Source organism: Acinetobacter qingfengensis, assembly GCF_008693185.1.
In the GTDB taxonomy this organism is placed as follows: Bacteria; Pseudomonadota; Gammaproteobacteria; order Pseudomonadales; family Moraxellaceae; genus Acinetobacter; species Acinetobacter qingfengensis.
On sequence record NZ_VXKN01000001.1, the window covers coordinates 458669 to 481294 of the forward strand.

General features: G+C 37.0%; 24 protein-coding genes, 1 tRNA gene and 1 riboswitch. Of the genes, 17 read left to right on the forward strand and 8 right to left on the reverse strand.

From position 1 onward, the window contains the following. The first annotated feature begins 13 nt into the window (after window positions 1-13). Window positions 14-2851, forward strand: a complete 2838-nt coding sequence (gene rapA / locus F4V57_RS02025; RefSeq protein ID WP_070070131.1) for an RNA polymerase-associated protein RapA — start codon at window positions 14-16, stop codon at window positions 2849-2851. Window positions 2852-2990: 139 nt separating this feature from the next. Here the strand turns inward: rapA and F4V57_RS02030 are convergent, their stop codons facing one another. The 3 genes from F4V57_RS02030 to F4V57_RS02040 all read right to left on the reverse strand — a co-directional run bounded on the left by F4V57_RS02030 (window position 2991) and on the right by F4V57_RS02040 (window position 5390). After that, on the reverse strand, window positions 2991-3605 hold the full coding sequence (locus F4V57_RS02030) for an HAD-IB family hydrolase (protein ID WP_070070130.1): 615 nt from the start codon (window positions 3603-3605) through the stop codon (window positions 2991-2993). Window positions 3606-3608: 3 nt separating this feature from the next. Next, window positions 3609-4790 carry a DUF1615 domain-containing protein gene (locus F4V57_RS02035; RefSeq protein ID WP_070070129.1) on the reverse strand — a complete coding sequence of 394 codons (1182 nt, stop codon included), beginning with the start codon at window positions 4788-4790 and terminating at the stop codon, window positions 3609-3611. Between the two features lie 93 nt (window positions 4791-4883). Next, on the reverse strand, window positions 4884-5390 hold the full coding sequence (locus tag F4V57_RS02040) for a GNAT family N-acetyltransferase (RefSeq protein WP_070070128.1): 507 nt from the start codon (window positions 5388-5390) through the stop codon (window positions 4884-4886). 171 nt (window positions 5391-5561) lie between these two features. Between F4V57_RS02040 and F4V57_RS02045 the strand changes: the two genes are divergently transcribed. From F4V57_RS02045 to pyrF, 9 genes are all read left to right on the forward strand, one after another. Beyond that, window positions 5562-6158, forward strand: a complete 597-nt coding sequence (locus tag F4V57_RS02045) for a 6-pyruvoyl trahydropterin synthase family protein (protein ID WP_070070127.1) — start codon at window positions 5562-5564, stop codon at window positions 6156-6158. Window positions 6159-6182: 24 nt separating this feature from the next. Continuing rightward, window positions 6183-6893 (forward strand): uracil-DNA glycosylase, encoded by a 711-nt coding sequence (gene ung, locus F4V57_RS02050; protein WP_070070126.1) that lies wholly within the window; start codon window positions 6183-6185, stop codon window positions 6891-6893. Between the two features lie 5 nt (window positions 6894-6898). Further along, window positions 6899-8017, forward strand: coding sequence for an enoyl-CoA hydratase/isomerase family protein (locus tag F4V57_RS02055; protein WP_070070125.1), 1119 nt, complete (start codon window positions 6899-6901; stop codon window positions 8015-8017). A 20-nt stretch (window positions 8018-8037) separates the two neighbouring features. Continuing rightward, window positions 8038-8514 carry a tRNA adenosine(34) deaminase TadA gene (tadA, locus tag F4V57_RS02060; protein ID WP_227515698.1) on the forward strand — a complete coding sequence of 159 codons (477 nt, stop codon included), beginning with the start codon at window positions 8038-8040 and terminating at the stop codon, window positions 8512-8514. A 149-nt stretch (window positions 8515-8663) separates the two neighbouring features. Beyond that, entirely contained in the window at window positions 8664-9359 is a 696-nt protein-coding gene (gene cmk, locus F4V57_RS02065; RefSeq protein WP_070070136.1) for a (d)CMP kinase, read from the forward strand. A gap of 108 nt (window positions 9360-9467) precedes the next feature. Continuing rightward, complete coding sequence (rpsA, locus tag F4V57_RS02070; protein ID WP_070070124.1) at window positions 9468-11147, forward strand: 30S ribosomal protein S1; 1680 nt, start codon at window positions 9468-9470, stop codon at window positions 11145-11147. Window positions 11148-11306: 159 nt separating this feature from the next. Beyond that, window positions 11307-11612 carry an integration host factor subunit beta gene (locus F4V57_RS02075; RefSeq protein ID WP_070070123.1) on the forward strand — a complete coding sequence of 102 codons (306 nt, stop codon included), beginning with the start codon at window positions 11307-11309 and terminating at the stop codon, window positions 11610-11612. Between the two features lie 20 nt (window positions 11613-11632). Beyond that, entirely contained in the window at window positions 11633-11992 is a 360-nt protein-coding gene (locus F4V57_RS02080; RefSeq protein ID WP_070070122.1) for a lipopolysaccharide assembly protein LapA domain-containing protein, read from the forward strand. Between the two features lie 31 nt (window positions 11993-12023). Beyond that, window positions 12024-12707 (forward strand): orotidine-5'-phosphate decarboxylase, encoded by a 684-nt coding sequence (gene pyrF, locus F4V57_RS02085; protein WP_070070121.1) that lies wholly within the window; start codon window positions 12024-12026, stop codon window positions 12705-12707. Between the two features lie 543 nt (window positions 12708-13250). On the opposite strand, the gene F4V57_RS02090 is transcribed toward pyrF, so the two are convergent. The 3 genes from F4V57_RS02090 to F4V57_RS02100 all read right to left on the reverse strand — a co-directional run bounded on the left by F4V57_RS02090 (window position 13251) and on the right by F4V57_RS02100 (window position 15091). Next, window positions 13251-13844 carry a nitroreductase family protein gene (locus tag F4V57_RS02090; protein WP_070068699.1) on the reverse strand — a complete coding sequence of 198 codons (594 nt, stop codon included), beginning with the start codon at window positions 13842-13844 and terminating at the stop codon, window positions 13251-13253. A 163-nt stretch (window positions 13845-14007) separates the two neighbouring features. Continuing rightward, window positions 14008-14919 carry a LysR substrate-binding domain-containing protein gene (locus F4V57_RS02095; protein WP_070068698.1) on the reverse strand — a complete coding sequence of 304 codons (912 nt, stop codon included), beginning with the start codon at window positions 14917-14919 and terminating at the stop codon, window positions 14008-14010. Between the two features lie 96 nt (window positions 14920-15015). Then, a tRNA-Glu gene (locus tag F4V57_RS02100) sits at window positions 15016-15091 on the reverse strand. Window positions 15092-15457: 366 nt separating this feature from the next. On the opposite strand from F4V57_RS02100, the gene F4V57_RS02105 reads away from it, so the two are divergent. Together F4V57_RS02105 and rhlB are read left to right on the forward strand one after the other, a co-directional pair. Further along, entirely contained in the window at window positions 15458-15670 is a 213-nt protein-coding gene (locus tag F4V57_RS02105) for a cold-shock protein (protein WP_070068697.1), read from the forward strand. Between the two features lie 98 nt (window positions 15671-15768). Further along, the gene (gene rhlB, locus F4V57_RS02110; protein ID WP_070068696.1) at window positions 15769-16920 is read left to right on the forward strand and encodes an ATP-dependent RNA helicase RhlB; all 1152 of its coding nucleotides are present in this window, start codon (window positions 15769-15771) and stop codon (window positions 16918-16920) included. 12 nt (window positions 16921-16932) lie between these two features. On the opposite strand, the gene F4V57_RS02115 is transcribed toward rhlB, so the two are convergent. Further along, window positions 16933-17313 carry a hypothetical protein gene (locus F4V57_RS02115; protein ID WP_070068695.1) on the reverse strand — a complete coding sequence of 127 codons (381 nt, stop codon included), beginning with the start codon at window positions 17311-17313 and terminating at the stop codon, window positions 16933-16935. Window positions 17314-17513: 200 nt separating this feature from the next. On the opposite strand from F4V57_RS02115, the gene F4V57_RS02120 reads away from it, so the two are divergent. The 4 genes from F4V57_RS02120 to F4V57_RS02135 all read left to right on the forward strand — a co-directional run bounded on the left by F4V57_RS02120 (window position 17514) and on the right by F4V57_RS02135 (window position 20647). After that, on the forward strand, window positions 17514-18074 hold the full coding sequence (locus F4V57_RS02120; protein ID WP_070068694.1) for a nitroreductase family protein: 561 nt from the start codon (window positions 17514-17516) through the stop codon (window positions 18072-18074). A gap of 75 nt (window positions 18075-18149) precedes the next feature. After that, window positions 18150-19208 carry an NAD(P)H-dependent glycerol-3-phosphate dehydrogenase gene (locus tag F4V57_RS02125; RefSeq protein ID WP_141729199.1) on the forward strand — a complete coding sequence of 353 codons (1059 nt, stop codon included), beginning with the start codon at window positions 18150-18152 and terminating at the stop codon, window positions 19206-19208. Between the two features lie 40 nt (window positions 19209-19248). Beyond that, window positions 19249-19710, forward strand: a complete 462-nt coding sequence (locus F4V57_RS02130) for a SixA phosphatase family protein (RefSeq protein ID WP_070068692.1) — start codon at window positions 19249-19251, stop codon at window positions 19708-19710. A gap of 116 nt (window positions 19711-19826) precedes the next feature. After that, window positions 19827-19950: riboswitch (yybP-ykoY riboswitch) on the forward strand. A gap of 121 nt (window positions 19951-20071) precedes the next feature. Beyond that, the gene (locus F4V57_RS02135) at window positions 20072-20647 is read left to right on the forward strand and encodes a TMEM165/GDT1 family protein (protein WP_070068691.1); all 576 of its coding nucleotides are present in this window, start codon (window positions 20072-20074) and stop codon (window positions 20645-20647) included. Here the strand turns inward: F4V57_RS02135 and F4V57_RS02140 are convergent. Beyond that, the gene (locus F4V57_RS02140) at window positions 20644-21618 is read right to left on the reverse strand and encodes a cation diffusion facilitator family transporter (protein ID WP_070068690.1); all 975 of its coding nucleotides are present in this window, start codon (window positions 21616-21618) and stop codon (window positions 20644-20646) included. The genes F4V57_RS02135 and F4V57_RS02140 overlap by 4 nt on opposite strands. 212 nt (window positions 21619-21830) lie before the next feature. Here F4V57_RS02140 and F4V57_RS02145 point away from each other — a divergent pair, with 212 nt between their 5' ends. Next, complete coding sequence (locus F4V57_RS02145) at window positions 21831-22613, forward strand: alpha/beta fold hydrolase (RefSeq protein WP_070068689.1); 783 nt, start codon at window positions 21831-21833, stop codon at window positions 22611-22613. Window positions 22614-22626: the final 13 nt, after the last annotated feature.

Consider the following 22626-nt stretch of genomic DNA (forward strand, 5'->3'; position numbering starts at 1 on the left):
TTAATCGTTTAAGGTGAGAAAATTGCAACAATTTGCTATTGGACAACGTTGGCTTTCAGATACTGAATCAGAACTTGGTTTAGGTGTACTTATCGATGTCGATGAGCGATCCGTCAGCATTTTATTCCCCAAAAGCGATGAAACCCGCGTTTATGCACGCAATAATGCACCTCTTTCTCGTATCATCTTTAATGTTGGAGATAGCATTCAGGATCAGGAAGGCTTGGACTGGATTGTTGAAGCTATCAACGAAAATCATGGTGTGTTGCGTTATCATGCTAGACGTATTGATGAAAATGGACAGGATGTTGTCAAGGATCTCAATGAAACCCGTCTGGGAGCCCATATTCAGCTTTCAAAACCATTAGAGCGTTTATTAGCTAGTCAAATTGATTATAAAGAATGGTACGACCTGAGAATTCAGGCGTTGTTAATGCAGGCACAAATGAGCCGTAGTCCGTTGCGTGGTTTGCTTGGTGCAAGAGTAGGTTTAATTCCGCATCAACTCTATATTGCCAATGAAGTTGGTACCCGACTTGCGCCCCGTGTATTACTGGCCGACGAAGTAGGTTTGGGGAAAACCATTGAAGCAGGTCTAATTATTCATCAGCAGCTTAAAACCGGACGTAGTGAGCGTGTATTAATTCTGGTTCCTGACTCACTGCAATATCAATGGATGATTGAGATGCGCCGCCGTTTCAATCTACAGTTTTCATTATTTGATCTGACCCGTACCGCAGCCATTCGTGAACATGATCCTTATTTGAATCCGTTTTTAACAGAGCAACGTATTATTGCCAGTATTGATTTGATGCTGGATCATCCTGATTTACATGAACAAGCGATAGAGGCTGGTTTTGATTTGCTGGTTGTCGATGAAGCACATCATTTAATGTGGAGCGAACAGGAAGGTGGTAATGATCGTTATGCACTGGTTGAGGATTTTGCCAATAAAACAGCAGGTGTACTACTCTTAACGGCAACTCCTGAGCAACTGGGTGTAGAGAGTCATTTTGCACGATTGCGGTTACTGGATCCACAACGTTTTGATGACTTGGATCGTTTTCTTGAAGAAGAAGAACAATATCAGCAAACTGCCAAAATTGCAGAAATATTAATGTCTGATGAGCCGCTCGATTCCCAACAAATTCAAGCTATCGAAGCATTATTGGAACATGATTTTACTGATGAACCAGAACAACGTTATCGTGCGATTCATGAATTACTAGATCGTCATGGTACTGGACGTATTTTATTCCGTAATACCCGTGAAGCCATTCAGGGATTTCCGGGACGGGATTGTCAACCAGTTGCCTTGCCAAAGCCGGAAGATTGGAATACCACAGGAAAATTACGTGAGCAAATGTGGCCCGAAGAACAGCAACTTGATGGTACATGGATGGAGACTGATCCACGTGTTACCTGGTTGCTGGAAGCCCTGCGTACAGATTTAAAACATAAAAAAGTATTATTGATTGCACGTAGTGGTCCGGTGGTTGAAGCACTGGAAAATGCACTACGCTTACATGCCGGTATTCGTACAGCAATGTTCCATGAAGGCATGAGTTTATTGGAAAGAGATCAAGCGGCTGCATATTTTGCTGAAGAAAGTTATGGTGCACAAATCCTGTTATGCTCAGAGATTGGATCAGAAGGACGTAATTTTCAGTTTGCCAGTGATTTAGTATTATTTGATCTGCCTGCGAATCCTGATGTACTTGAGCAACGTATCGGTCGATTGGATCGTATTGGCCAGCAAAATCGTATTCAAATTCATGTGCCTTATATTGAAGGCTCTGCACAGGAACGTATGTTCCGCTGGTATAATGAAGCACTCAATATTTTTAGCAATATTTCGCCGACAGCCCAAACTTTGCAAGAAAACTTTATTGTTGAGCTTAAAGATTGTTTACTATCCGATTTATCAGAAAAATTTGAAGCATTACTGGAAGAAGTTAACCAGCAACGTCAGCTTCTGGAGCAAGAATTACAGGAAGGCCGTGATCGATTATTAGAATACAATTCTTGTCGGCCAAAAGTTGCCCAGCGTATTGTTAATGCATTAGAAGATTACGAAGATAATTCATTGGTTCCTGATTTTATCAGACGATTTATGTCTTCAACCAATATTGATTTTGATGAGCAAAGTAACGGAACTGTGATCATCCGACCGACTGATCAGATGCAGGTGCAAGGTTTGCAACTTGATGAAGATGGTATGACAGCGACCTTTTATCGAGATCAGGCACAAGCCCGCGAAGATGCGCAATTTTTAACGCTGGAACATCCTTTTGTTGAAAGCGTTATGGAATTTATCAATACCCAGTCTTTTGGTAGTGCTAACGTTGCATTATTAAAAAGTAATGCCATTAAACCGGGAACAATTTTGGTTGAAATATGGTTTAAACTTAATGCAATTGCGCCTAAATTACTTAACGTGCCTGCCAGTTTGCCGAAACAATTAATTCGTGTTTTATTAAGTGAAAATGGTCAGGATTTATCTGAAAAAGTTGCTTCCCACGTTTTACAGCCATATATTCAGCATCTGGATAATAATAATGCTCGTCAAGTGATTAAAGCTCGTCGTGAAATTATTGAGGAACGTTATCAACAGGCGCTGGATTTGGTAAAAACACAATTACCGCAAATTGTACAGGATGCGCAACAACATTATCAAAATCGCTGGCAACATGAAATTGATCGGTTAAATTTTTTAAAACAGCATAATTCGGGTATTCGTCAAGATGAAATTGATCGTTTGGAAAAGCTAAAACAAGAAGGTTTAGCGGCCTTACAACAAGTGAATATCTCTCCGGAGGCAGTTCGCGTTATGGTTTCTGTTAAGCCTTAAATTATTACCCAATATATTGGTTTAATTTGAGTTTATATCAAAAACTGATATAGCTAAGAAAGATAGCCATGCGCTATCTTTTTTATTGAATTTATTATATTTTTGGTTTGTTGATATGATTAAGCTTATTAAAAATGAATTAATTTTCAAAATTAGACATATTTAAATTTTTATCAACCCAAAAGGCATGATCTGCAAATTTCAGCATGGCATAATCTTCTCGACTATTGCCATAGGCATAAATTGATTCATAATCTTTAGGATTTAAACGACAAATGAGCTGTTTGATTTTTTCCTGATTGCTGCAATCTCGGCTAGCATAAAAACCTGTCAATTGATTGTTTAAACAATCAACTTTGGTGCAGATTAGCTCTACGCCTAAACGCTGTGCTAAGGGTTCCAGATATAAATCCAATGATGCAGAAACAATAACCACATGGTGTTGTTGCTGTTGATGCCATTGCAAACGTTCCAATAACTGCTGGTTTAATGCAGAATAATAAAGATAATGTGCAAATTGTTCGCCATAATATTTTGCTTTATTGACAGGGTAATGCTTAAACATTTGTCGATACAGCTCAGGACGCATACGATGTGGCGGATAAATTTTTGCATAATACGCAATAATTTGTGGCAAAACTTTTAAGCTTTTCTTGTAAAAATAAGGCTTATCAAATACATAGTGCATAAATCCGGTAAAACTGTCTTTTTCACACAGCGTGCCATCAAAGTCAAATAGTGCAAGTGCAGACATCAGTTAGGATATTTTTAGTTTTAAACGTTTAGCACGTTGCATGCAGCTAACATAACGGCTATTCACACGTTCAGCATACCAATTGGTGTTGTAATCACGGCTTAATTTAGGGCCAGAAATCACTACTTTTGGCATAATGGCATAAGGTGCATCATGACCTATTTTATCTTGATATTTTTTTATGACATATTTATAGGTGTTGGTATTTTCAAAGGCTTGAGTTTTTTCTTTTTTTAGATCAGATCGAATATCTCCTGCAGATGGTGCTGTAGGGTCTTTAGAAAAGTATTGCATGAGTGCTTGTTCAGTACCACTTTTTTGTAACTTTACATCACCATCTTTGTTGTATTGCAATAAATCACCATCTAGATCAAGTTTTTCTTTTTCATCCATTAATTTGTTGAGCATTTTTTGAAAGGCAGCATTACGGCTGGAATACATGCCAGAATTGTAATCTGCAAAGCGGTATAAAGGTTTATCATAATTAGCAGGATACATCATCAAACGATGTATTCCATAATACAAACCACCATATTCTGTATACAGTTCATCACGTAACTGATTAATATTCATGTATGAACGCTTATTTTGTTTGGCATAATTAACATGCACTTGCATTGACCCAAGTGTGGTAATTGGATTAAAGCGTTCGGCAAGATCTTCTCCGACCAGTTTTGCTGCGCCGGTTAATAAGCTGACATGGTATTGCTGACTATAATAGCTAAACATTTCCCGATATAATTGATCAAGATCTTTTTCTGTTTTAACTTTTTTAATCTGATTTAAATAATTATCATCAGGTGTTGGTTTGGTTTTAAGCATATTTTCAAAATAACCTGCCATAGTCTTGCCCAGTTTATCTTGTAGACGTTCTTTAATTTCTGTGGCAGCTTTATTTCCTAAACCGGGTACAACGGGATTAGCAACGAAATTTGACTCCTGATCTACCACAGCAACAATGGTACACATGTTTTCCGCATTTTGAGGAATCTTTAATTCATCTGTGATTTCTAGAATATCTTGTGCCCATGATTCCCGATCCTGTACACGTGCAGGAATCAATTGTTTGATTTTTTCTGCACTTAATTTGTTTTCATTTTCTGCACCTGATTGTCCGCCACAGGCAGTCAATAACAAAGAAGCAAGACAAAGAACAGAAATATGAAAATGGCGGTTGCTATTCATAAGCACATTCTACAGCAAAAAACTAGCGTTCAAGGAGCACAAGTATACTCCGTTCTAACGGATTGAAAAGAGATTGGTAATATCAAAATTAATTCATTTACTCTCATTGAGAAGCAATTGCAGACAAGTGAGATCCAGCCATTGTCCGAACTTTTTACCAACCTGTGGAAAAGTGCCAATATGTTGGAATCCCAGCTTCTGATGTAGTTGAATGGATGCAATATTACCGGATTCGATTGCAGCGATCATGGCATGTTTATTTTGTTGTTTCGCTGTTTCAATCAATTGATTAAGTAAGTGGGTTCCAATACCACGACCACGATAAGTTGTATCAATATAAATGGAATGTTCAATGCTGTGGCGATAACCATCAAAATATCGCCATTGCCCGTAACTGGCATAACCCATGACTTGCTGATGTTGCATATCGACTGCTACAAAAACAGGTTCATTATTTTGTTGCTTTGCTGTTAGCCATTGTTCACGATTTTGCTGTGTTACCAATTGATCATTCCAGATGGCAGTAGTATGTTGTACTGCATCATTATAAATTGTAGTAATCGCAGGAATATCCTGAATTTGGGCGGAGCGAATAAGCATAAGAAAATCCTGAAATATTAGGATTGATTAATCTTAATATTTTAAAATGTTTTGTTAATGAATGTGAAGTTATACAGTGATAGTGAAAGAATTTTCAACTTTTCATAAAATATATTCACAATTAAATTGGTTAGATTATACTTGACTAGATTTATAAGATTTTGACTGATTATGATTATTCGTAAATTATTTAAGTTTGAAAATGCGCATATTGTACGCAATTGTACATCAGATCGCTGTAAGCGTTCCATTCATGGTCATAGTTATAAAGTAGAAATTTTATTGCAGGCAAATCGGCTTGATCATGGACAAATGGTCTATGACTTCGGATTATTAAAAGGTGTAATTAAGGATTTTATTGATAGTTTTGATCATGCCATCACCTTTTGGAATAAAGATAGTGCAGAATATATTGCTGCTTGCAAGAAGTTTAGTGCCAGATGGATTGCCTTACCTGTTTCTCCTTCAGCAGAGCAATTTTCCCGAGTGTTTTTCTTTCTTGTTGCAGAAGTATTGAAGCAAACGCAAACTCAAAATGGTGAAGGGGATGTTACAGTTCATTCTGTGATTGTGCATGAAACTGATACTGGATATGCTCAGTGTTTTCTGGAAGACATTGAAAATGAGCAAATGGGTATTTTAACTTTGCAAGAAATTGAATTTTCAGAGCAAGTTAAAGCAGAGTGGAGTCGTGCAGATTTATATGACAGGCTAAAGAGTGGTCAAAGTTTTATAAATCCTGTGGTAGAATTGCAAGTTCAATTGTAAAAAAGTCAGGGTAGATTTTGCTGTATGCAGAGTGAAAAAACAACAGAACAACTCAAACGTGTCAAGCTGGATGATAGCTGGAAATATCCGTTAGTAGATTCTTTAACGGGTGCGCGTATGCAGCACTTAAAAGAATTTTTAAAAACACAGCAGCAGCAAAATAAATTAATTTATCCTCCGAACGCTCAGATTTTTCGTGCATTAAATGAAACCCCTTTATCTGAAGTAAAAGCGGTTATCTTAGGACAAGATCCATATCATGGTGTAGGCCAGGCGAATGGATTGAGCTTTTCTGTGAACAAGGGTATTGATTTACCGCCGTCTTTGCGTAATATCTATCATGAGTTAAAGACTGATCTGGATATCAATCCTCCTCGTCATGGCGATTTAAGTGCATGGGCAAAGCAAGGGGTATTGCTATTAAACAGCGTACTCACTGTAGAACGTGCGCAACCAGCTTCACATCAAAAGCAAGGTTGGGAAGAGTTTACGGATGCTGTGATTGATGTCATTAATGAGCAGCGTCAATCCGTAGTGTTTATTTTATGGGGAGCTTATGCGCAACGTAAAGGACAGCGCATTGATACACAAAAACATTTGGTATTAAAAGCAGCTCATCCATCCCCATTGTCAGCGAACCGTGGTGGTTTTTTTGGATGTAAAGTTTTTTCAAAAACCAATGAATATTTAATACAACACGGCATTGAACCGATTAATTGGCAATTGGACGCATAAATAAAATGAGTAATGATTATATTAAACACCCTGATGTTCTGGTCGAATCGCTTAAAAATGGCTGGTGGTCGGTACGACTTAACCGCCCAAAATCTTTACATGCTTTAGATGAACAGATTGTCACAGCACTTTATTCCACCTTTGAATATTTACATCAAAATGACTTGGTTAAAGCCATTTGGTTTGATTCAACCACACCTAAAGCTTTCTGCGCAGGTGGCGATGTGCGAAAATTACGGCAATTGGTTCTGGAAGATCAGCTTGAACAGGCCAAACAATTTTTCAAGCAGGAATATGCACTTGATCGTTTGTTACATCATTATGCTAAACCTTTGGTCGTTTGGGGAGAAGGTTATGTAATGGGGGGCGGCTTGGGATTATTTATGGCAGCCCCATTTCGTTTGGTTACGCCGCATTCCCGTTTGGCCATGCCGGAAATTAATATTGGGCTTTATCCGGATGTTGGTGCTACTCGCTTTTTGGCAGATCGTGGCACCATTGGTCTATTTATTGGTTTAACCGGATCAATCATGACTGCTGCCGGCGCATACAGTATTGGCTGGGCTACTCATGTTTGTGAGCAAGGGCGAGATATTGTGTTGAATCATTTGACCAGTATCCGTTGGAAAGATTATTCAGCAGGTGATTTCCGTGCTATTGATGATACTTTAAATAGTTTGCATCGACCTTTGGCTGCTGGCCCCTTGCAAAACTCTCTAGATGTCATTCATAGTGTTTGTCGTGGACAAGACTTTATTCAAGACTATCAGTCGATTTGTGGTTTGGGTAATGCACGTAGTGATTGGTTGCGTCAAGCCAGTGAAAATCTGAGTAATGGTTCACCAACAACTGCGGCATTAACTTGGTTGTTATGGCAATGGGCAAAACAAAATCGTTCATGGAATGAAGTGTTTAGTCTTGAAGAAGAAATTTCCGGGTGGAAAATTCAGCATGCTGATTTCATTGAAGGTGTACGTGCTCGGTTGGTAGATAAAGATCTGCAACCAGACTGGCAAAAAAAATCTTTTCAAAATCTAGCCGATTTATTTAAAGATAATCCGCCTTTTAGTGAATCTGTAGATAGCTGGAATGCCTTGTTAAGGCAGTACGGTATTTTAAAGTGATACACCTTGCATCATCTATAGTGGATAATTTTACACAAGAAGATTTGTTTTGGATGCAACAGGCACTTCAACAGGCAAAAATCGCACAGGAACAGCAGGAAGTTCCTGTTGGTGCTGTTATTGTGCATGAGGGGCAAATTATCGGGCAAGGATTTAATTGTCCAATTACCTCTCATGATCCAACAGCACATGCAGAAATTCAAGCCATTCGTCACGCCTGTACACAATTAAAAAACTATCGATTGCCGGAAGGCTCGACTTTATATGTGACACTTGAGCCTTGTACGCAATGTGTAGGCGCTTTGATTCATGCTCGTATTGGTAAGGTGATTTTTGCGGCACATGAACCTCGTGCAGGATCTTTAGTAAGTGCAAGACAGCTACTCGCACAAGGATTTTATAATCATTATTTTGATTTTGTGGGTGGCTGTAGGGAAGAAGAAAGCCGCTTATTGTTAAAGCAGTTTTTTAAGCTTAGAAGATCAATAAAAAAATAGCGCCGCACTATTGATTAAAACATTAATAATTTCTCTAAAATTGTTGAATAACTCATCTTTTATATTTTGTGGAATTTTTTGTGTCTTTTCATTGGTGGCAATTTCGCTTAGGCTATAAAAACCGATTGATATATGTGAAGACAGACAAAATGGCAATTAAAATTATTACGATTGATGGACCAAGCGGTTCAGGTAAAGGTACATTGGCTGCAAAGCTGGCACAACATTATCAATTTCACTTGCTCGATTCAGGTGCAATTTATCGTCTACTGGGGCTAAAGTTACTTAAAAAAAATTTATTAAGCCAACTGGATACCCAATTGAAGGTTTGTGTGCAAACTGCAGAAAAATTAGATATTGAATTTAAATCTATAGAAGATGGCTTATTGGTATTGCTGGATGGGCAAGATGTTTCCAAAGAAATTCGGACTGAAACAGTGGGTGAATATGCATCTAAAGTTGCAGCAATTCCGGAATTACGTGCAGCTTTGTTACAACGTCAACGTGATTTTGCGGTAGCACCAGGATTGGTTGCTGATGGTCGCGATATGGGAACACTGGTTTTTCCTGAAGCCCAGGTAAAATTATTTTTAACAGCTTCTGCTCAGTCACGTGCCGAACGGCGTGTAAAACAGTTGCAGCAAATGGGTGTAGCTGCTAAAATAGATGGCATTTTAGCTAATATCGAAGCTAGAGATCAGCGAGATACGCAGCGTGCAGTTGCGCCATTAAAGGCGGCAGTAGACGCTAAAATTATTGATAGTTCCAAACTATCAATTGATGAAGTATTTGCAGAGATGCTTACACATATTGATCACAGCTTTGCGATTAGTCATTCAGATTAATTTTTTAAACAGTACTTTTATAAATCGGTCAGATTTATGGTTTATACGAGTACTTAACTAAACCGGACTTGCCTGATCCAAGACCGATATGACTTTACTAGGTATCACATGACCGAATCTTTTGCAGCCCTCTTTGAAGAAAGTGAATTAAATCTTAACGTTGAAAAGGGTGCAGTCATCCAAGGTGTTGTAGTTAGCATCGATGACGACTGGGTAACTGTTGACACTGGCCTTAAATCTGAAGGCGTTGTTGACCGTGCCGAATTTTTAAATGACCAGCGTGAACTAGAAGTTCAAGTTGGCGATACTGTTGACGTTGTTGTTGAAGCACTTGACAATGGTATGGGTCAAACAGTTTTATCACGTGAAAAAGCAAAACGTGCTGAAACATGGACCAAGCTTGAAAAAATCTTTGAAGATGGCGAAATCGTTACTGGTGTTATCTCTGGTAAAGTTAAAGGTGGTTTCACTGTTGACATCGGTCCAGTTCGTGCGTTCTTGCCAGGTTCATTGGTAGATACTCGTCCGATCCGTGACACAACTCACCTTGAAGGTAAAGAGTTAGAATTTAAAGTCATCAAACTTGATGCAAAACGTAATAACGTTGTTGTATCTCGTCGTGCTGTAATGGAAGCTGAATCTTCTGCTGATCGTGAAGCATTACTTGCTCAGCTTGAAGAAGGTCAAACAGTTACAGGTACAATTAAAAACCTTACTGACTACGGTGCATTTGTTGATCTTGGTGGTATTGATGGTCTTCTACATATCACAGATATGGCTTGGAAACGTATCAAACATCCATCTGAAGTGGTTGAAGTGGGTCAAGAAGTTACTGTTAAAGTACTTAAATTTGATCGTGAACGTAACCGCGTTTCACTTGGCTTAAAACAATTAGGTCAAGATCCTTGGATGGAAATCATGAGCCGTTATCCAAAAGGCTCGATTGTTAAGGCACGTGTAACTAATCTAACAGACTACGGTTGCTTCGCTGAAATTGCTGAAGGTGTAGAAGGTTTGGTTCACGTATCTGAAATGGATCATACTAATAAAAATATTCACCCATCTAAAGTTGTTCAGATTGGTGATGAAGTTGATGTTATGGTTCTTGAAGTGGATGAAGAACGTCGTCGTATTTCTCTTGGTATCAAACAAACTCGTGCTAACCCATGGGAAGAATTTGCGAAAAACCATGAAAAAGGCGAAAAAGTATCTGGATCAATTAAATCAATTACTGATTTCGGTATTTTCATCGGTTTACCGGGTGGTATCGATGGTTTGGTTCACTTGTCTGATATTTCTTGGAATGAAGCTGGTGAAGAAGCAATTCGTCGCTACAAAAAAGGTGATACAGTTGAAGCTGTTATCCTCTCTGTAGATGCTGAAGGTAACCGTATCAGCTTGGGTATTAAACAATTAAATAGTGATCCATTTAATGATTTCCTAGCTGCTAATGAACGTGGTGCTTTGGTTAAAGGTACAGTAACTGCTGTCGATGCTAAAGGCGCAACTGTTAAGTTAGCTGACGAAATCGAAGCACAATTGAAAGCTTCTGAAATTAACCGTGATCGTGTTGAAGATGCAACTAAATTCCTTGAAGTTGGTCAAGAAGTTGAAGCAAAAATCATCAATGTTGATCGTAAATCTCGTACAATCAACTTGTCGATCAAAGCAAAAGATGAAGCTGAAGAGAAAGAAGCTCTAAATCAGGCTCGTCAAGCTGCTGCTCAAGTATCAGAAAGTAATGGTCCAAAAACCATTGGTGATTTGATCAAAGCACAAATGAAATAATTTGCCTTAATAATCTTTTAGTTAGGTAACTTTCTGCTAAAAGTTTATTATATTAGTGTAAAAGGTAGCATCAGATATCATTCTAATGCTACCTTTTTGTATTTAAACAGGTTATTATCTTGTTAAAGATGCAAACACAAATATAGGGGAAACACTCTCATGAATACGGAAGCACTGAATAAATCCGATCTTATTTTAAGAATTTCAGAAAAAAATCCGCATTTGGCCGAACCAATTGTTGAAGAAGCTGTTAAGATTATGATAGATCACATGATTGCGGCACTTTCTGCTAACCAGCGTATTGAAATTAGAGGCTTTGGTAGTTTTGCTTTACATCATCGTCAACCACGTCTGGGGCGTAATCCTAAAACAGGTGAAAAAGTCACTGTATCAGCAAAAGCTGTTCCACATTTTAAACCGGGTAAAGCATTACGTGATGCAGTAAACGAACAAGCCGGCAAATAATTCTTAAAAAGGTTGTTTATATGCGTTATTTACTTATTGCCATTTTAATTGCAATATTTTCCTATGCACTGGCATTGGTATTACAAAATGGTACAGAATTACCAGTAGATTTATTATTTACTCAAGTGCCTGCAATGCGTCTAGGCTTATTGTTGTTGCTTACATTGGTATTAGGTATTGTTATCGGTTTGCTCTTAGGTGTTCTTATATTTAAGGTAATTCAAAAAACATGGGAAATTAAACGTTTACGTAAGGACATAGAATATTTAAGACAACAACAAATTCACACAGCAGAAGCAGCAGCGGCTCAGGCAGCATCAGTAGCTAGACATGAAAAAACTGTCTTGGATATTCACTCAGAAGATAAAAGGCCATTATAATAAGCTTGTTATTAGAAGTGGGAAAATTATTTTGAGTATCATTGTTGCGCTAGATGTACATAATCACAATCAAGCACTGGCTTTAGCTGATCAGTTAGATCCTAAACTTTGCCGATTAAAAGTTGGAAAGGAATTATTTACCTTAGTTGGACCACAAATTTTACAATCATTGCATGATCGTGGATTTGATATTTTTCTTGATCTAAAATTTCATGACATTCCAAACACAACAGCTCAAGCCGTTTTGGCAGCAGCAGATTTGGGTGTTTGGATGGTAAATGTGCATGCCATGGGTGGTCGAAAAATGATGGAAACCTGTGTAGAACGTTTGCAAAAACATCAACATAAAACACAATTAATTGCTGTAACGGTTTTAACATCTATAGCACGAGAAGACTTAATTGAATTGGGTTTGGATGTTGAACCTAAAGATCAGGTATTAAAACTAGCTAAATTAACACAAGATTGTGGATTGGATGGAGTAGTATGTTCTGCACAAGAAGCACCATTATTGCGCCAAATAACTTTGCCTAGATTTCAATTGGTTACACCAGGAATTCGTCCATTAGGAAGTAATTCTGATGATCAAAAACGTATTGTTACACCTCAACAAGCGATTCAGGATGGAGCCACACATCTTGTGATTGGACGTCCAATTACAAAATCTGATGACCCAAGTCATACATTACAAGAGATCTATAATAGTATCCACTAAAAAATTGGATGACACGATATTTCTGTCATCCAATCAATTACGAAAAAACCTCTAATTGGAGGTATTGATATTTGGTATACAAATTATCATTTATTTTATTATTTCAGTAGTTTAATAATTATTTTAAATTATATCTTTTAATGAAAATAATTATTAAACAGTGTAATTTATTGCTTAAGTAGCATATCTTTTGTTGTAGAAATAGTTTACTGAAGATATATAAATATATCTCTTTTCAACGTTAGTATAATAATTAAATGAAGCTTCAAAGTGTAGTATTAAAAAAAATCAAACATTAGTTTAATATCACTAAAGTATATAAAAATATTCTAAAGCATAAAATTTTCATTGAATATGAAATGTCTCTAATTAATTTTGGTTATTTATAGTCTTAAAGTTTTTAGTATAAAATTAACTTCAAATGAAGTAGAATTAAATGATTACTAAATATCATTGTTGTAATACTAAAAGAACTCAAAAAGTGATTTTTGCATATTATACAAAAATCACTTTTTATTATTAAGAATTATCTTTTTAAATATATTAAGCAAAGGTTTTAAAGCGAATTGTATCATCAATGAATGTTTTTTCGCCTGCTGGCGCTTCAATTGAACCTAATACTAATTGTGCTCGTAGTTTCCATGTAGCTGGGATTTCAAAAGTCTGAGCAACTTCTGCATCAATAATTGGGTTGTAATGCTGTAATGAGGCGCCTACATGAATTTCTGATAATGCTGTCCATACTGCAAGTTGAGCCATTGCTGTTGAATGCTCTGACCATATTGGAAAATTTTCTGCATAAGCAGGAAATTGTTCTTGCAATCCTGTAATTACAGATTGATCTTCATAAAATAATACTGTGGCAAAACCAGCAGAAAAGCTATTGATTTTATTATCAGTTGAAGCAAATGCTTCGGGTGGAACAAGTTTACGCAACGTTTCACGTACAATTTCCCAGAAATTTGTATGGGATTCACCAAATAAAGTAACAGCACGAGAAGATTGGGAGTTGAATGATGATGGTGCATATTTAATTGCAGTATGAATTAATTCATTTAACTGTTCTGGTGATTGTTGAACATTTTTACCAATTGCGTAAATGGTACGACGCTGTTTAAGTTGATCGATAAATGACATATTATTTCCTCAATTTACATTCTTTTGTAAAGGCTTGTAGATGTAGTATAGATAAAAACTTGTTTCGGCATAGTGTCAGTTTTAAGATAATTTGTTGCATAATTGGAACAATCATCAATAGTATGAGATTTTAGTCATTATTAATAAAATAAAAATTTTGAAGTTAGATTGGATCATGAGATTCTGTAAATTCCTCTACTAAAAAATCAATAAAAACCTTCACTGCGGGAAGAATGCCTTGCCGACTTGGATAAACCATGTGAAAAATACCACGAGGCGCATGCCATTCAGGTAAAACGGTAATAAGTTCGCCCGATTGAATTGAATCCCCAATAATGGTGTCTGGTAATAATACAATACCGCAATTTTGCTTCGCTAATTGATGAAGCATCATCAAATTTAATCCAACAACATGTGGTTCAATTTTAAATTTTTGAGAGTGCCCCATAGGAGATATTAGCTCTAAGTCATGCTGAAGAGTATGCTCAGTCATGCTTAACATTCTGTGTTTAGCCAATTCATCGGGATGTTCCGGTGTGCCGTATTGATTTAGATAGGCTTGGCTTGCACATAAATGTTGTTCTACTTTTGCAAATCGACGAACAATCAATCCAGTATCATTATCCAGTTGACTACGCACTCTTAATGCAACATCAATTCCTTCATTAATCACATCGTAGCGTCGATTACTTACTAATAATTGGATATTAATTTCTGGATACATTTGTAAAAATTTAGGTAAAACTTTTGCTAATTGTTTTTGTGCAATATCTGTAGGTGTACTAACTTTAACGGTTCCTCGAGGACTTTCGCTGAGTTTATTGACGATCTCTTGTGCTGTTTGTGCAGCATTCAGCATAATTTTAGCTTGATCATATATTTTTAAACCCATATCGGTCACAGAAAATTGCCGAGAATTACGATGGATTAAACGTACTCCTAAATATTGCTCTAAGTTATAAATTCTACGGCTAAGTTTAGATTTTGGAATTTCGGTAGCACGTTCAGCAGCGCTAAATCCACCGTATTCAACAACAATTGCAAAACAATAAAAGTCATCAAAATGAGAAATCATTAGTAAGAGATATATAGTGAGTGATAATCTTTTATTTTACGAGGATATTTATAAAAAAATACAGTAATTTTGTAGATGTGTTTCAAGCATAAAAAATGGCGTCCCTACGGGGATTCGAACCCCGGTTACCGCCGTGAAAGGGCGATGTCCTAGGCCTCTAGACGATAGGGACGTTATGAGGTGTGTGAATTATATAGATGAAATTATATTTAGTCAAGAGAAAGATTAAATTTTATGTATTAATTAATGATTAATATCTTTACAAAAAAATCATGCATTTTTTTCAAAAAAATAAGTATCAATATCCTTCATAGCATGCTAAGCTCATAATCGTAGTTTTTACTTGATTATTGATGCAAAATAGTTAGCAAAGATAATGAACAAAATTACAGATGGATGTGGTAGGTTGATGTTGAAAGTTTATCAGAATGACAACGATGAATAACAATGCAAAGCTGTTTTTGTTTCGTGTTTCTCTGCTGTTGGCAACGCCTGTGCGTCCTTTCTTTTTTATTTAAAAAATCGATGAGGAATAGTTATGTCAGCACGTGAGCAAGGTGTTGTAAAGTGGTTTAACGATACTAAAGGTTTCGGATTTATCCAACGTAGTAATGGCGAAGATGTATTTGTACATTTTCGTGCAATTCAAGCCGATGGCCACCGTTCTTTACGTGACGGTCAACGTGTAGAATTCACAGTTGCACAAGGTCAAAAAGGTTTACAAGCGGAAGAAGTTCGCTCTGTAGAATAAGACCTATTTTTTAAAAAAACGCCTCAATGCATTTATTGGGGCGTTTTTTATGTTTATACTATGTACGCAAAATTTTGACATATTAAAGATTGGATATTATGGTGAGTGAATTTGACGTATTGCATTTGCATCCACAATTAAAACAGGCCATTGATCATTTAGGCTACACGCAAATGACGCCAATTCAGCAAAAAGTGTTGAAATTTACTTTAGCAGGACATGACTCCATTGGACGTGCACAAACTGGAACGGGAAAAACGGCTGCTTTTTTAATTAGTGTTATTAATGATTTATTAAATAATCCAATCAAGGAAACACGTTACCGAGGCGAAGCCCGTGCGTTGATTCTGGCACCTACACGTGAATTGGCGTTACAGATAGAAAGTGACGCACGCCATTTAACACAGTTTAGTTCGTTACATGTCGTAACTTTACTGGGAGGTGTGGATTTTGACATACAAAAAAGACAACTTGCAGAAAATTTTGTTGATATTGTGGTTGCTACACCTGGGCGTTTGATTGACTTTATTGAACAGCATGAAATTTGGCTGGATCGTTTAGATTTTTTAGTCATTGATGAAGCTGATCGTATGCTAGATATGGGATTTATCCCTTCTGTGAAGCGTATTGTCAGATATTCTCCTCCTAAAGAAGCTCGACAAACCTTATTATTTTCAGCAACTTTTAATATTGATGTACTTAATCTCGCACATCAATGGCTATATGAACCAATTACTGTCGAGATTGAACCTGAAAAGAAAACCAATGCTGATGTTGAACAACGGGTGTATATGGTTTCCAATCGTGATAAATATCGTTTACTAGAAGATATTCTAAAACAAGAACCTATTGAAAAAGTGATGATTTTTGCTAATCGGCGTGATCAGGTACGTAAATTGTATGATCGTCTAAAATCTGATGACTATAAAGTCGGAATTTTATCAGGTGAGATTGCGCAGGATAAACGTATTAAGATGCTGGATCAATTTAAAAAAGGTAAAATTAGAATCATGATCGCCACAGATGTTGCAGGTCGAGGGATTCATGTTGATGGTGTATCGCATGTGATTAATTTTACTTTGCCAGAACACTCTGATGATTACGTGCATCGTATTGGGCGTACAGGTCGGGCAGGGGCACAAGGTGTGAGTATTAGCTTTTTATCGGAAGATGATGCATTTAATTTACCAAATATCGAAAAAGCAATTGGGCAAAAATTACCACTAACAAGAATTGAGGGTTATTGCTAACCCTCAAAAATCTTATGATTTACAGTAAAAATCCATAGTAACATTGTAATCGGTATCTTTACTGACATTTATATCACGACCAATTACGGCACCTGCAATGGTGCCGGCCTGGTTGATCAGTTTTCCAGTTTCTTCGCTCAATGTACCATTATATTTTGTCGCTGTATTGATAACAACTGGCGTCATACTACGTTTGCAGGTTTGTTGTGCTGCTTTAACTGCATTATTTTGTGCTGTAAGCTGATCTTTACCAATACCTGTCACCTGAAATTGATTATTTTCTTTTTGAATAGCAAGTGTAGAGGTCTGTTGGCTGACACAGGCAGTTAGTGTTATTGCACTTAGTATTATTGCAATTGTGATTTTTAATTTTATTACGAATGAAGTTGTCATGGTGCTTTCCTGATAAAAAGAAATTTCGTCATAAATATTATGCAATTCGATAATAAAAAACTGTTTTACTCTGTAACCTTTGCCAAATGATCAGTTTTATTTATGCATTTTAATAATTTGAAAAAAGTGCTTAGCATAGGATTGTTGCTTTGGCTATGGTACATTGTATATAGATTTTTCGACAGAATGAGAGTTTGCAAATGCTGACTGAATCGGTTTTACAATTAATTAATGATCGCCAATCTATTGGACATTTAGTGGAACCAGCACCATCTCAGCAACAGATACAGCAAGCAATAGGTGCAGCTTTAGCAGCACCTGATCATCGTCGATTACATCCATGGCAGTTTATTCAAATTGACCATGATCGGCGAGTTGCTTTTGGAGAACTTATTGCACAGTGTCTTGCCAAAGAGGGTGAAATAGATCCGATACAATTAGAACGTGTTAAACATCATCCTTTGCGAGCACCATTGTTATTAATATGTGTGATGAAATATCAAGCACATGCTAAAGTGCCGAAATTTGAACAACTTTTAAGTTGTGGCGCTGCTATTGAAAATTTATTATTGGTTTTACAGGCGCAAGGCTTTGCAAGCATTTGGCGTACAGGTGATATTGCTGAAAATTCATATTTTAGACAAGCAATGGGTTGCGATGAACATGACGTGATTACCGGTATTGTTTACATTGGCACAGCATTTAAAGATATTCCGGCAAGAGAGCCATTGAAAGTTGAAGATTTTTTATCACATTGGTAATGTGTGAATTTAGCTAATTTTATTATATATTGCATTTAAGGACTATCCGTGTCACAGACCACAAGTTTTACTGAGATTGCAGAACAAAACAAAGTCAATGCAGCAGACAGACCTCAACTTCGCGTAACAATTTTGGGTGGTGGAAGTTTTGGTACCGCAATGGCAAATCTTTCAACGCGTAATGGTTGCAATACCATTATGTGGATTCGCGATCAGGCTACAGCGAAACAAATTCAAACTTCAAGAATAAACGAACGCTATTTACCAGATTTTAAACTTGAAGATCAGCTTTTAATTACTTCTGATTTGGATTTTGCAGTAAAGGATCGAGATATTATTCTGGTTGCTATTCCAAGTCATGCTTTTCGCAGTGTTATTCAAAAAATTGCACCAATGATTAGTGGTCAGGCGGTAATTTCTTTAACAAAGGGTATTGAAAAAGATAGCTTTTGCTTTATGAGTGAAATTATTCGTGAAGAGTTACCAGAAGTTCCGTATGGTGTCCTTTCAGGTCCTAATCTAGCTAAAGAAATTATTGAAGGCATGCCAGCAGGTACAGTCATTGCAAGCCATTCAGAACAAGTACGCTTAGCAGTGCAGCAGGCATTACATAGCGCTTTATTTCGTGTGTTTGCCAGTGATGATGTGCATGGTGTGGAATTGGGCGGCGCTTTAAAAAATATTTATGCGATTGCGATGGGAATGGCTGCGGCATTTAATGTAGGGGAAAATGGTCGTAGTATGCTAATCACTCGAGCATTGGCGGAGATGAGTCGTTTTGCTGTGAAGCAAGGAGCAAATCCTTTGACTTTCTTGGGTTTATCTGGTGTAGGGGACTTATTTGCGACTTGTAATAGTCCATTAAGTCGTAATTATCGTGTTGGATATTCATTAGGATTGGGAAAAACACTTGATGAGGCCGTAGCAGAATTAGGACAAACAGCAGAAGGAATTAACACCATTCTTCAAGTGCGCCATAAAGCAGCACAATTAGATGTATATATGCCAATTACCAATGCTTTATACGAAGTCATTTTTGAACATGCACCACCATTAAATATAGCCTTGTCATTAATGAAAAATGGCCATAGAAGTGATGTAGAATTTGTTTTACCACATCAAGAAATGTCATAATTTTTTGCTAATCTTGGGGAAAAGACTGGATTTTTAAGCTATGAAATTAATTTTGATTCGTCACGGTGAAGCTGCACCAGGTTTATCTGGTCAAGATGCCATTCGACAACTTACAGTACGAGGGCATCAACAGGCAGAATTAACAGCAAAATATATTGCCGAAAACTTCCGTCCGGATTTATTTGTTGTGAGTCCTTATACTCGTGCACAGCAAACACTTGCCCATATTCAGGAGAACTTTCCTGATATCCCTACACAAGTATATAAAGATATTACTCCGGATGATCCAGCAACTCCGGCTTTACATTGGTTATCAAACCTAACTGCAGAAACAATTGTAGTCGTTTGTCACATGAATATTATTGCCTATATAGCAGCTCTATTGACTGAAGATTTCCCTGAAAGTTTTGCATTAGCTGAAGCTCGTGTATATGAACAACCCGTAATCATGGTTGGACTTTCTCAGGAAAAATCCAGATTTGTTCCCTACCTTGAGTCATGATATGTTTAGTGATTATCAATTCAAGATTATTTTCACTTTTGTCAAAGTACATTTATGCAAATAATCTGCAAAAGTTAGCATTACTACAAGACAAAATTAAAAATTAACTTTATAATTTTAGAATCTTTGGGGAGTAGCCGCACAAATATCCCATGTGACAAGCGTCAACATACTTGTTTTTTGATTAAAACATGGCGTTTGTATCTTTACCACAAATTTTTGTGGTTGGACTGGCAAGACCATTGACACTATTTTTGTCGTCACTTGGATATAGCTAACAGCCATTATCCATTGGTAGCGTTTTTGGCTGGCAAAAAATAGTTGTCAATTTGAGTCATCAAATGCCAGCCAGAGAAAATTTATGGAAGCCTTTTTGATTTCTACAGGTCTTGTTGCACTTGCTGAAATGGGTGATAAAACCCAGCTTTTAGCATTATTGCTTGCTGCACGATTTCGTAAACCCGTTCCAATTATTATCGCGATTCTTGCTTCTACAATTGTCAATCATGCACTTGCTGCTGCATTGGGGCAGTGGTTAACACAATTAATCAGCCCTCAAGCGATGCACTGGATTCTTGCACTGTCATTTATCGCAATGGGATTCTGGATGCTGATTCCGGACAAGCTGGATGATGAGAGTGAGAGTGTCAATCGTTGGCAGCGTTATGGCGTATTTACTACAACATTTATTTTATTTTTCCTTGCTGAAATGGGTGATAAAACCCAAATTGCAACAGTGGCATTATCTGCACGATTTGATAGTTTATTATCTGTGATTATGGGAACAACTGCCGGAATGATGATTGCCAATGCACCAGCAGTAATTATTGGGGATAAAATGGCTAATCGTTTACCGATCGCTTTAATTCATAAAATTGCTGCGGCAATTTTCTTTATTTTGGGTGTAATTATGGTGATACAGCCATTTTTAGCTTAATGCTGGTGGTCATGATCGTGTTGATGGTCATGACCATGTTGATGTGGAATTTCTAAGCTACAAGTACGGTGATGTTGATGATCCCGAGTTTCTGTCTGGATTGTTGTATGTTCAATACCTAATTTTTTAATTGAGTTTTCCACTTCAAATAATATTTCCTGCACTTTAGACATTGTCATATCGTCATTTACAACGATGTGACAACTTAAAATATAGCGTTTACTATTTAAACTCCAGAGATGTAAATCGTGAACATCAATAATATCTTTTAATTGAAGAATTTGCTGTTTTATTTTTTCTGGATCAAAGCGATCTGGAGTTCCTTGCATCAAAATATGACCAGCTTTGAAAGTAATACTTGCACCACTTCGCAAGACTAAAATTGCTACCAGAACACTGGCAAGAGGATCTGCCCATTTCCAATCAAAAAAATAAATACATAAGGCAGCTGAAATTGCACCAACTGAACCGAGTAAATCACTTAGCACATGTAAAAAAGCACCACGCATGTTTAAATCATGCTGGGTATCACTGCCGCTGAACATCATCCATGCCACAATAATATTAATTAGTAGACCTAAACTACTGATAATTAACATGCCTTGAATATTAATTTCTTGTGGAGTACGAAAACGAACCAGAGCTTCAATAAAAATATAAAGCGCAATAACAACCAGAGTTAAGCCATTTATTGATGCTGCGAGAATTTCAAAGCGCTGGTAGCCAAAGCTATGTCGCATATTACTGGCACGTTGTCCAATATATACCGCAGCTAAAGCAATACCCAACGCAACGCTATCGCTAAGCATGTGACCAGCATCAGAAATTAGTGCTAAACTATTGGTGAAAAAACCACCAATAAATTCAACTACCATAAAAACACTAATTAAAATAAAACTAAGCAGGAGAATTTTCTTATTATTTGGTACATGATCGTGGTCATGATGATCATGGGAGTGATCGTGGCTCATAGCATTCACCGGTAATAATGAATTTTTATCTTACAAAAATAGTGACAGTGAGTAAATAAACGTTTTTAAGGTCAGATAAAATGATGTCTTATGGGTTATCATTTAGATATCATAGAGAAGAATTTTAAATATGCGACAAGATAAGTGCTTGTCTGACACGAGTAAGAGATAATGGCTAAAGCGAGTTGAAAGTAATTTTAAATGGAAATGAGATGGCAACAAAAAGACCTTTACTATTAATTCATGGAACATGGTGTACGTCAAAATGTTGGGGAGATTTTGTTCCTCAATTACAACAGCTTGGATTTGATGTGTACGCACCATCTTTACGCTATCACGAGTTGGCTTTTTCAGAAATGCAAAATCTTGTTGCCACAGTCAGTTTACAGGATTATATCTTTGATTTAGAAGAAATATTATTGTCATTTGATCAACCCGCCATTGTTGTCGGTCATTCACTGGGCGGTTTACTTGCTCAATTATTGGTTGCAAAACATCCAGAGCAGTGTTGTGGCATGATCTTGTTAGGTACTGCGCCGATGGCAGGGATTTATGCCTTATATCCTACAATGATTGCCAGTTTTTATCAGCATTTTCTACGCTGGGGATTCTGGAAAAAACCGTTATTACCTAATAAAAAAACTGTGCAGAAATATGTTATGAATCGTCAATCTGCATCAGATCAACAGCAATTTTTTGCCAAGCTGGTGGCTGAATCAGGGCGAGTTTATGCAGAAATGGCGTTATGGTTTTTGGATCCTGGATATACAGCTCAGGTAAATACACAAGCTGTTGACCTTCCTGTTTTAGTCATTAGTGGTACAGATGATAAAGTGGTTGTCGATAAAATTAGTCAAACTACTGCACAGCGTTATCGTCAATCAACATGTGTTATTCTACAGGGTGCCGATCACATGTATATCATGGGCGAAACTTTACCAAAAACCATGATACATATTCGTCAGTGGATGATTCAAAATCACATTTTAAAATAAAAATGATAAATAT

What these genes read in the sequence shown, in the direction of transcription:
- F4V57_RS02030 (WP_070070130.1), bottom strand. Translation starts at nt 3,605, where the DNA reads ATGTCTGCACTTGCACTATTTGACTTTGATGGCACGCTGTGTGAAAAA.
- F4V57_RS02035 (WP_070070129.1), bottom strand. Translation starts at nt 4,790, where the DNA reads ATGAATAGCAACCGCCATTTTCATATTTCTGTTCTTTGTCTTGCTTCT.
- F4V57_RS02040 (WP_070070128.1), bottom strand. Translation starts at nt 5,390, where the DNA reads ATGCTTATTCGCTCCGCCCAAATTCAGGATATTCCTGCGATTACTACA.
- F4V57_RS02045 (WP_070070127.1), top strand. Translation starts at nt 5,562, where the DNA reads ATGATTATTCGTAAATTATTTAAGTTTGAAAATGCGCATATTGTACGC.
- ung (WP_070070126.1), top strand. Translation starts at nt 6,183, where the DNA reads ATGCAGAGTGAAAAAACAACAGAACAACTCAAACGTGTCAAGCTGGAT.
- F4V57_RS02055 (WP_070070125.1), top strand. Translation starts at nt 6,899, where the DNA reads ATGAGTAATGATTATATTAAACACCCTGATGTTCTGGTCGAATCGCTT.
- cmk (WP_070070136.1), top strand. Translation starts at nt 8,664, where the DNA reads ATGGCAATTAAAATTATTACGATTGATGGACCAAGCGGTTCAGGTAAA.
- rpsA (WP_070070124.1), top strand. Translation starts at nt 9,468, where the DNA reads ATGACCGAATCTTTTGCAGCCCTCTTTGAAGAAAGTGAATTAAATCTT.
- F4V57_RS02075 (WP_070070123.1), top strand. Translation starts at nt 11,307, where the DNA reads ATGAATACGGAAGCACTGAATAAATCCGATCTTATTTTAAGAATTTCA.
- F4V57_RS02080 (WP_070070122.1), top strand. Translation starts at nt 11,633, where the DNA reads ATGCGTTATTTACTTATTGCCATTTTAATTGCAATATTTTCCTATGCA.
- F4V57_RS02090 (WP_070068699.1), bottom strand. Translation starts at nt 13,844, where the DNA reads ATGTCATTTATCGATCAACTTAAACAGCGTCGTACCATTTACGCAATT.
- F4V57_RS02095 (WP_070068698.1), bottom strand. Translation starts at nt 14,919, where the DNA reads ATGATTTCTCATTTTGATGACTTTTATTGTTTTGCAATTGTTGTTGAA.
- F4V57_RS02105 (WP_070068697.1), top strand. Translation starts at nt 15,458, where the DNA reads ATGTCAGCACGTGAGCAAGGTGTTGTAAAGTGGTTTAACGATACTAAA.
- rhlB (WP_070068696.1), top strand. Translation starts at nt 15,769, where the DNA reads ATGGTGAGTGAATTTGACGTATTGCATTTGCATCCACAATTAAAACAG.
- F4V57_RS02115 (WP_070068695.1), bottom strand. Translation starts at nt 17,313, where the DNA reads ATGACAACTTCATTCGTAATAAAATTAAAAATCACAATTGCAATAATA.
- F4V57_RS02120 (WP_070068694.1), top strand. Translation starts at nt 17,514, where the DNA reads ATGCTGACTGAATCGGTTTTACAATTAATTAATGATCGCCAATCTATT.
- F4V57_RS02130 (WP_070068692.1), top strand. Translation starts at nt 19,249, where the DNA reads ATGAAATTAATTTTGATTCGTCACGGTGAAGCTGCACCAGGTTTATCT.
- F4V57_RS02135 (WP_070068691.1), top strand. Translation starts at nt 20,072, where the DNA reads ATGGAAGCCTTTTTGATTTCTACAGGTCTTGTTGCACTTGCTGAAATG.
- F4V57_RS02140 (WP_070068690.1), bottom strand. Translation starts at nt 21,618, where the DNA reads ATGAGCCACGATCACTCCCATGATCATCATGACCACGATCATGTACCA.
- F4V57_RS02145 (WP_070068689.1), top strand. Translation starts at nt 21,831, where the DNA reads ATGGCAACAAAAAGACCTTTACTATTAATTCATGGAACATGGTGTACG.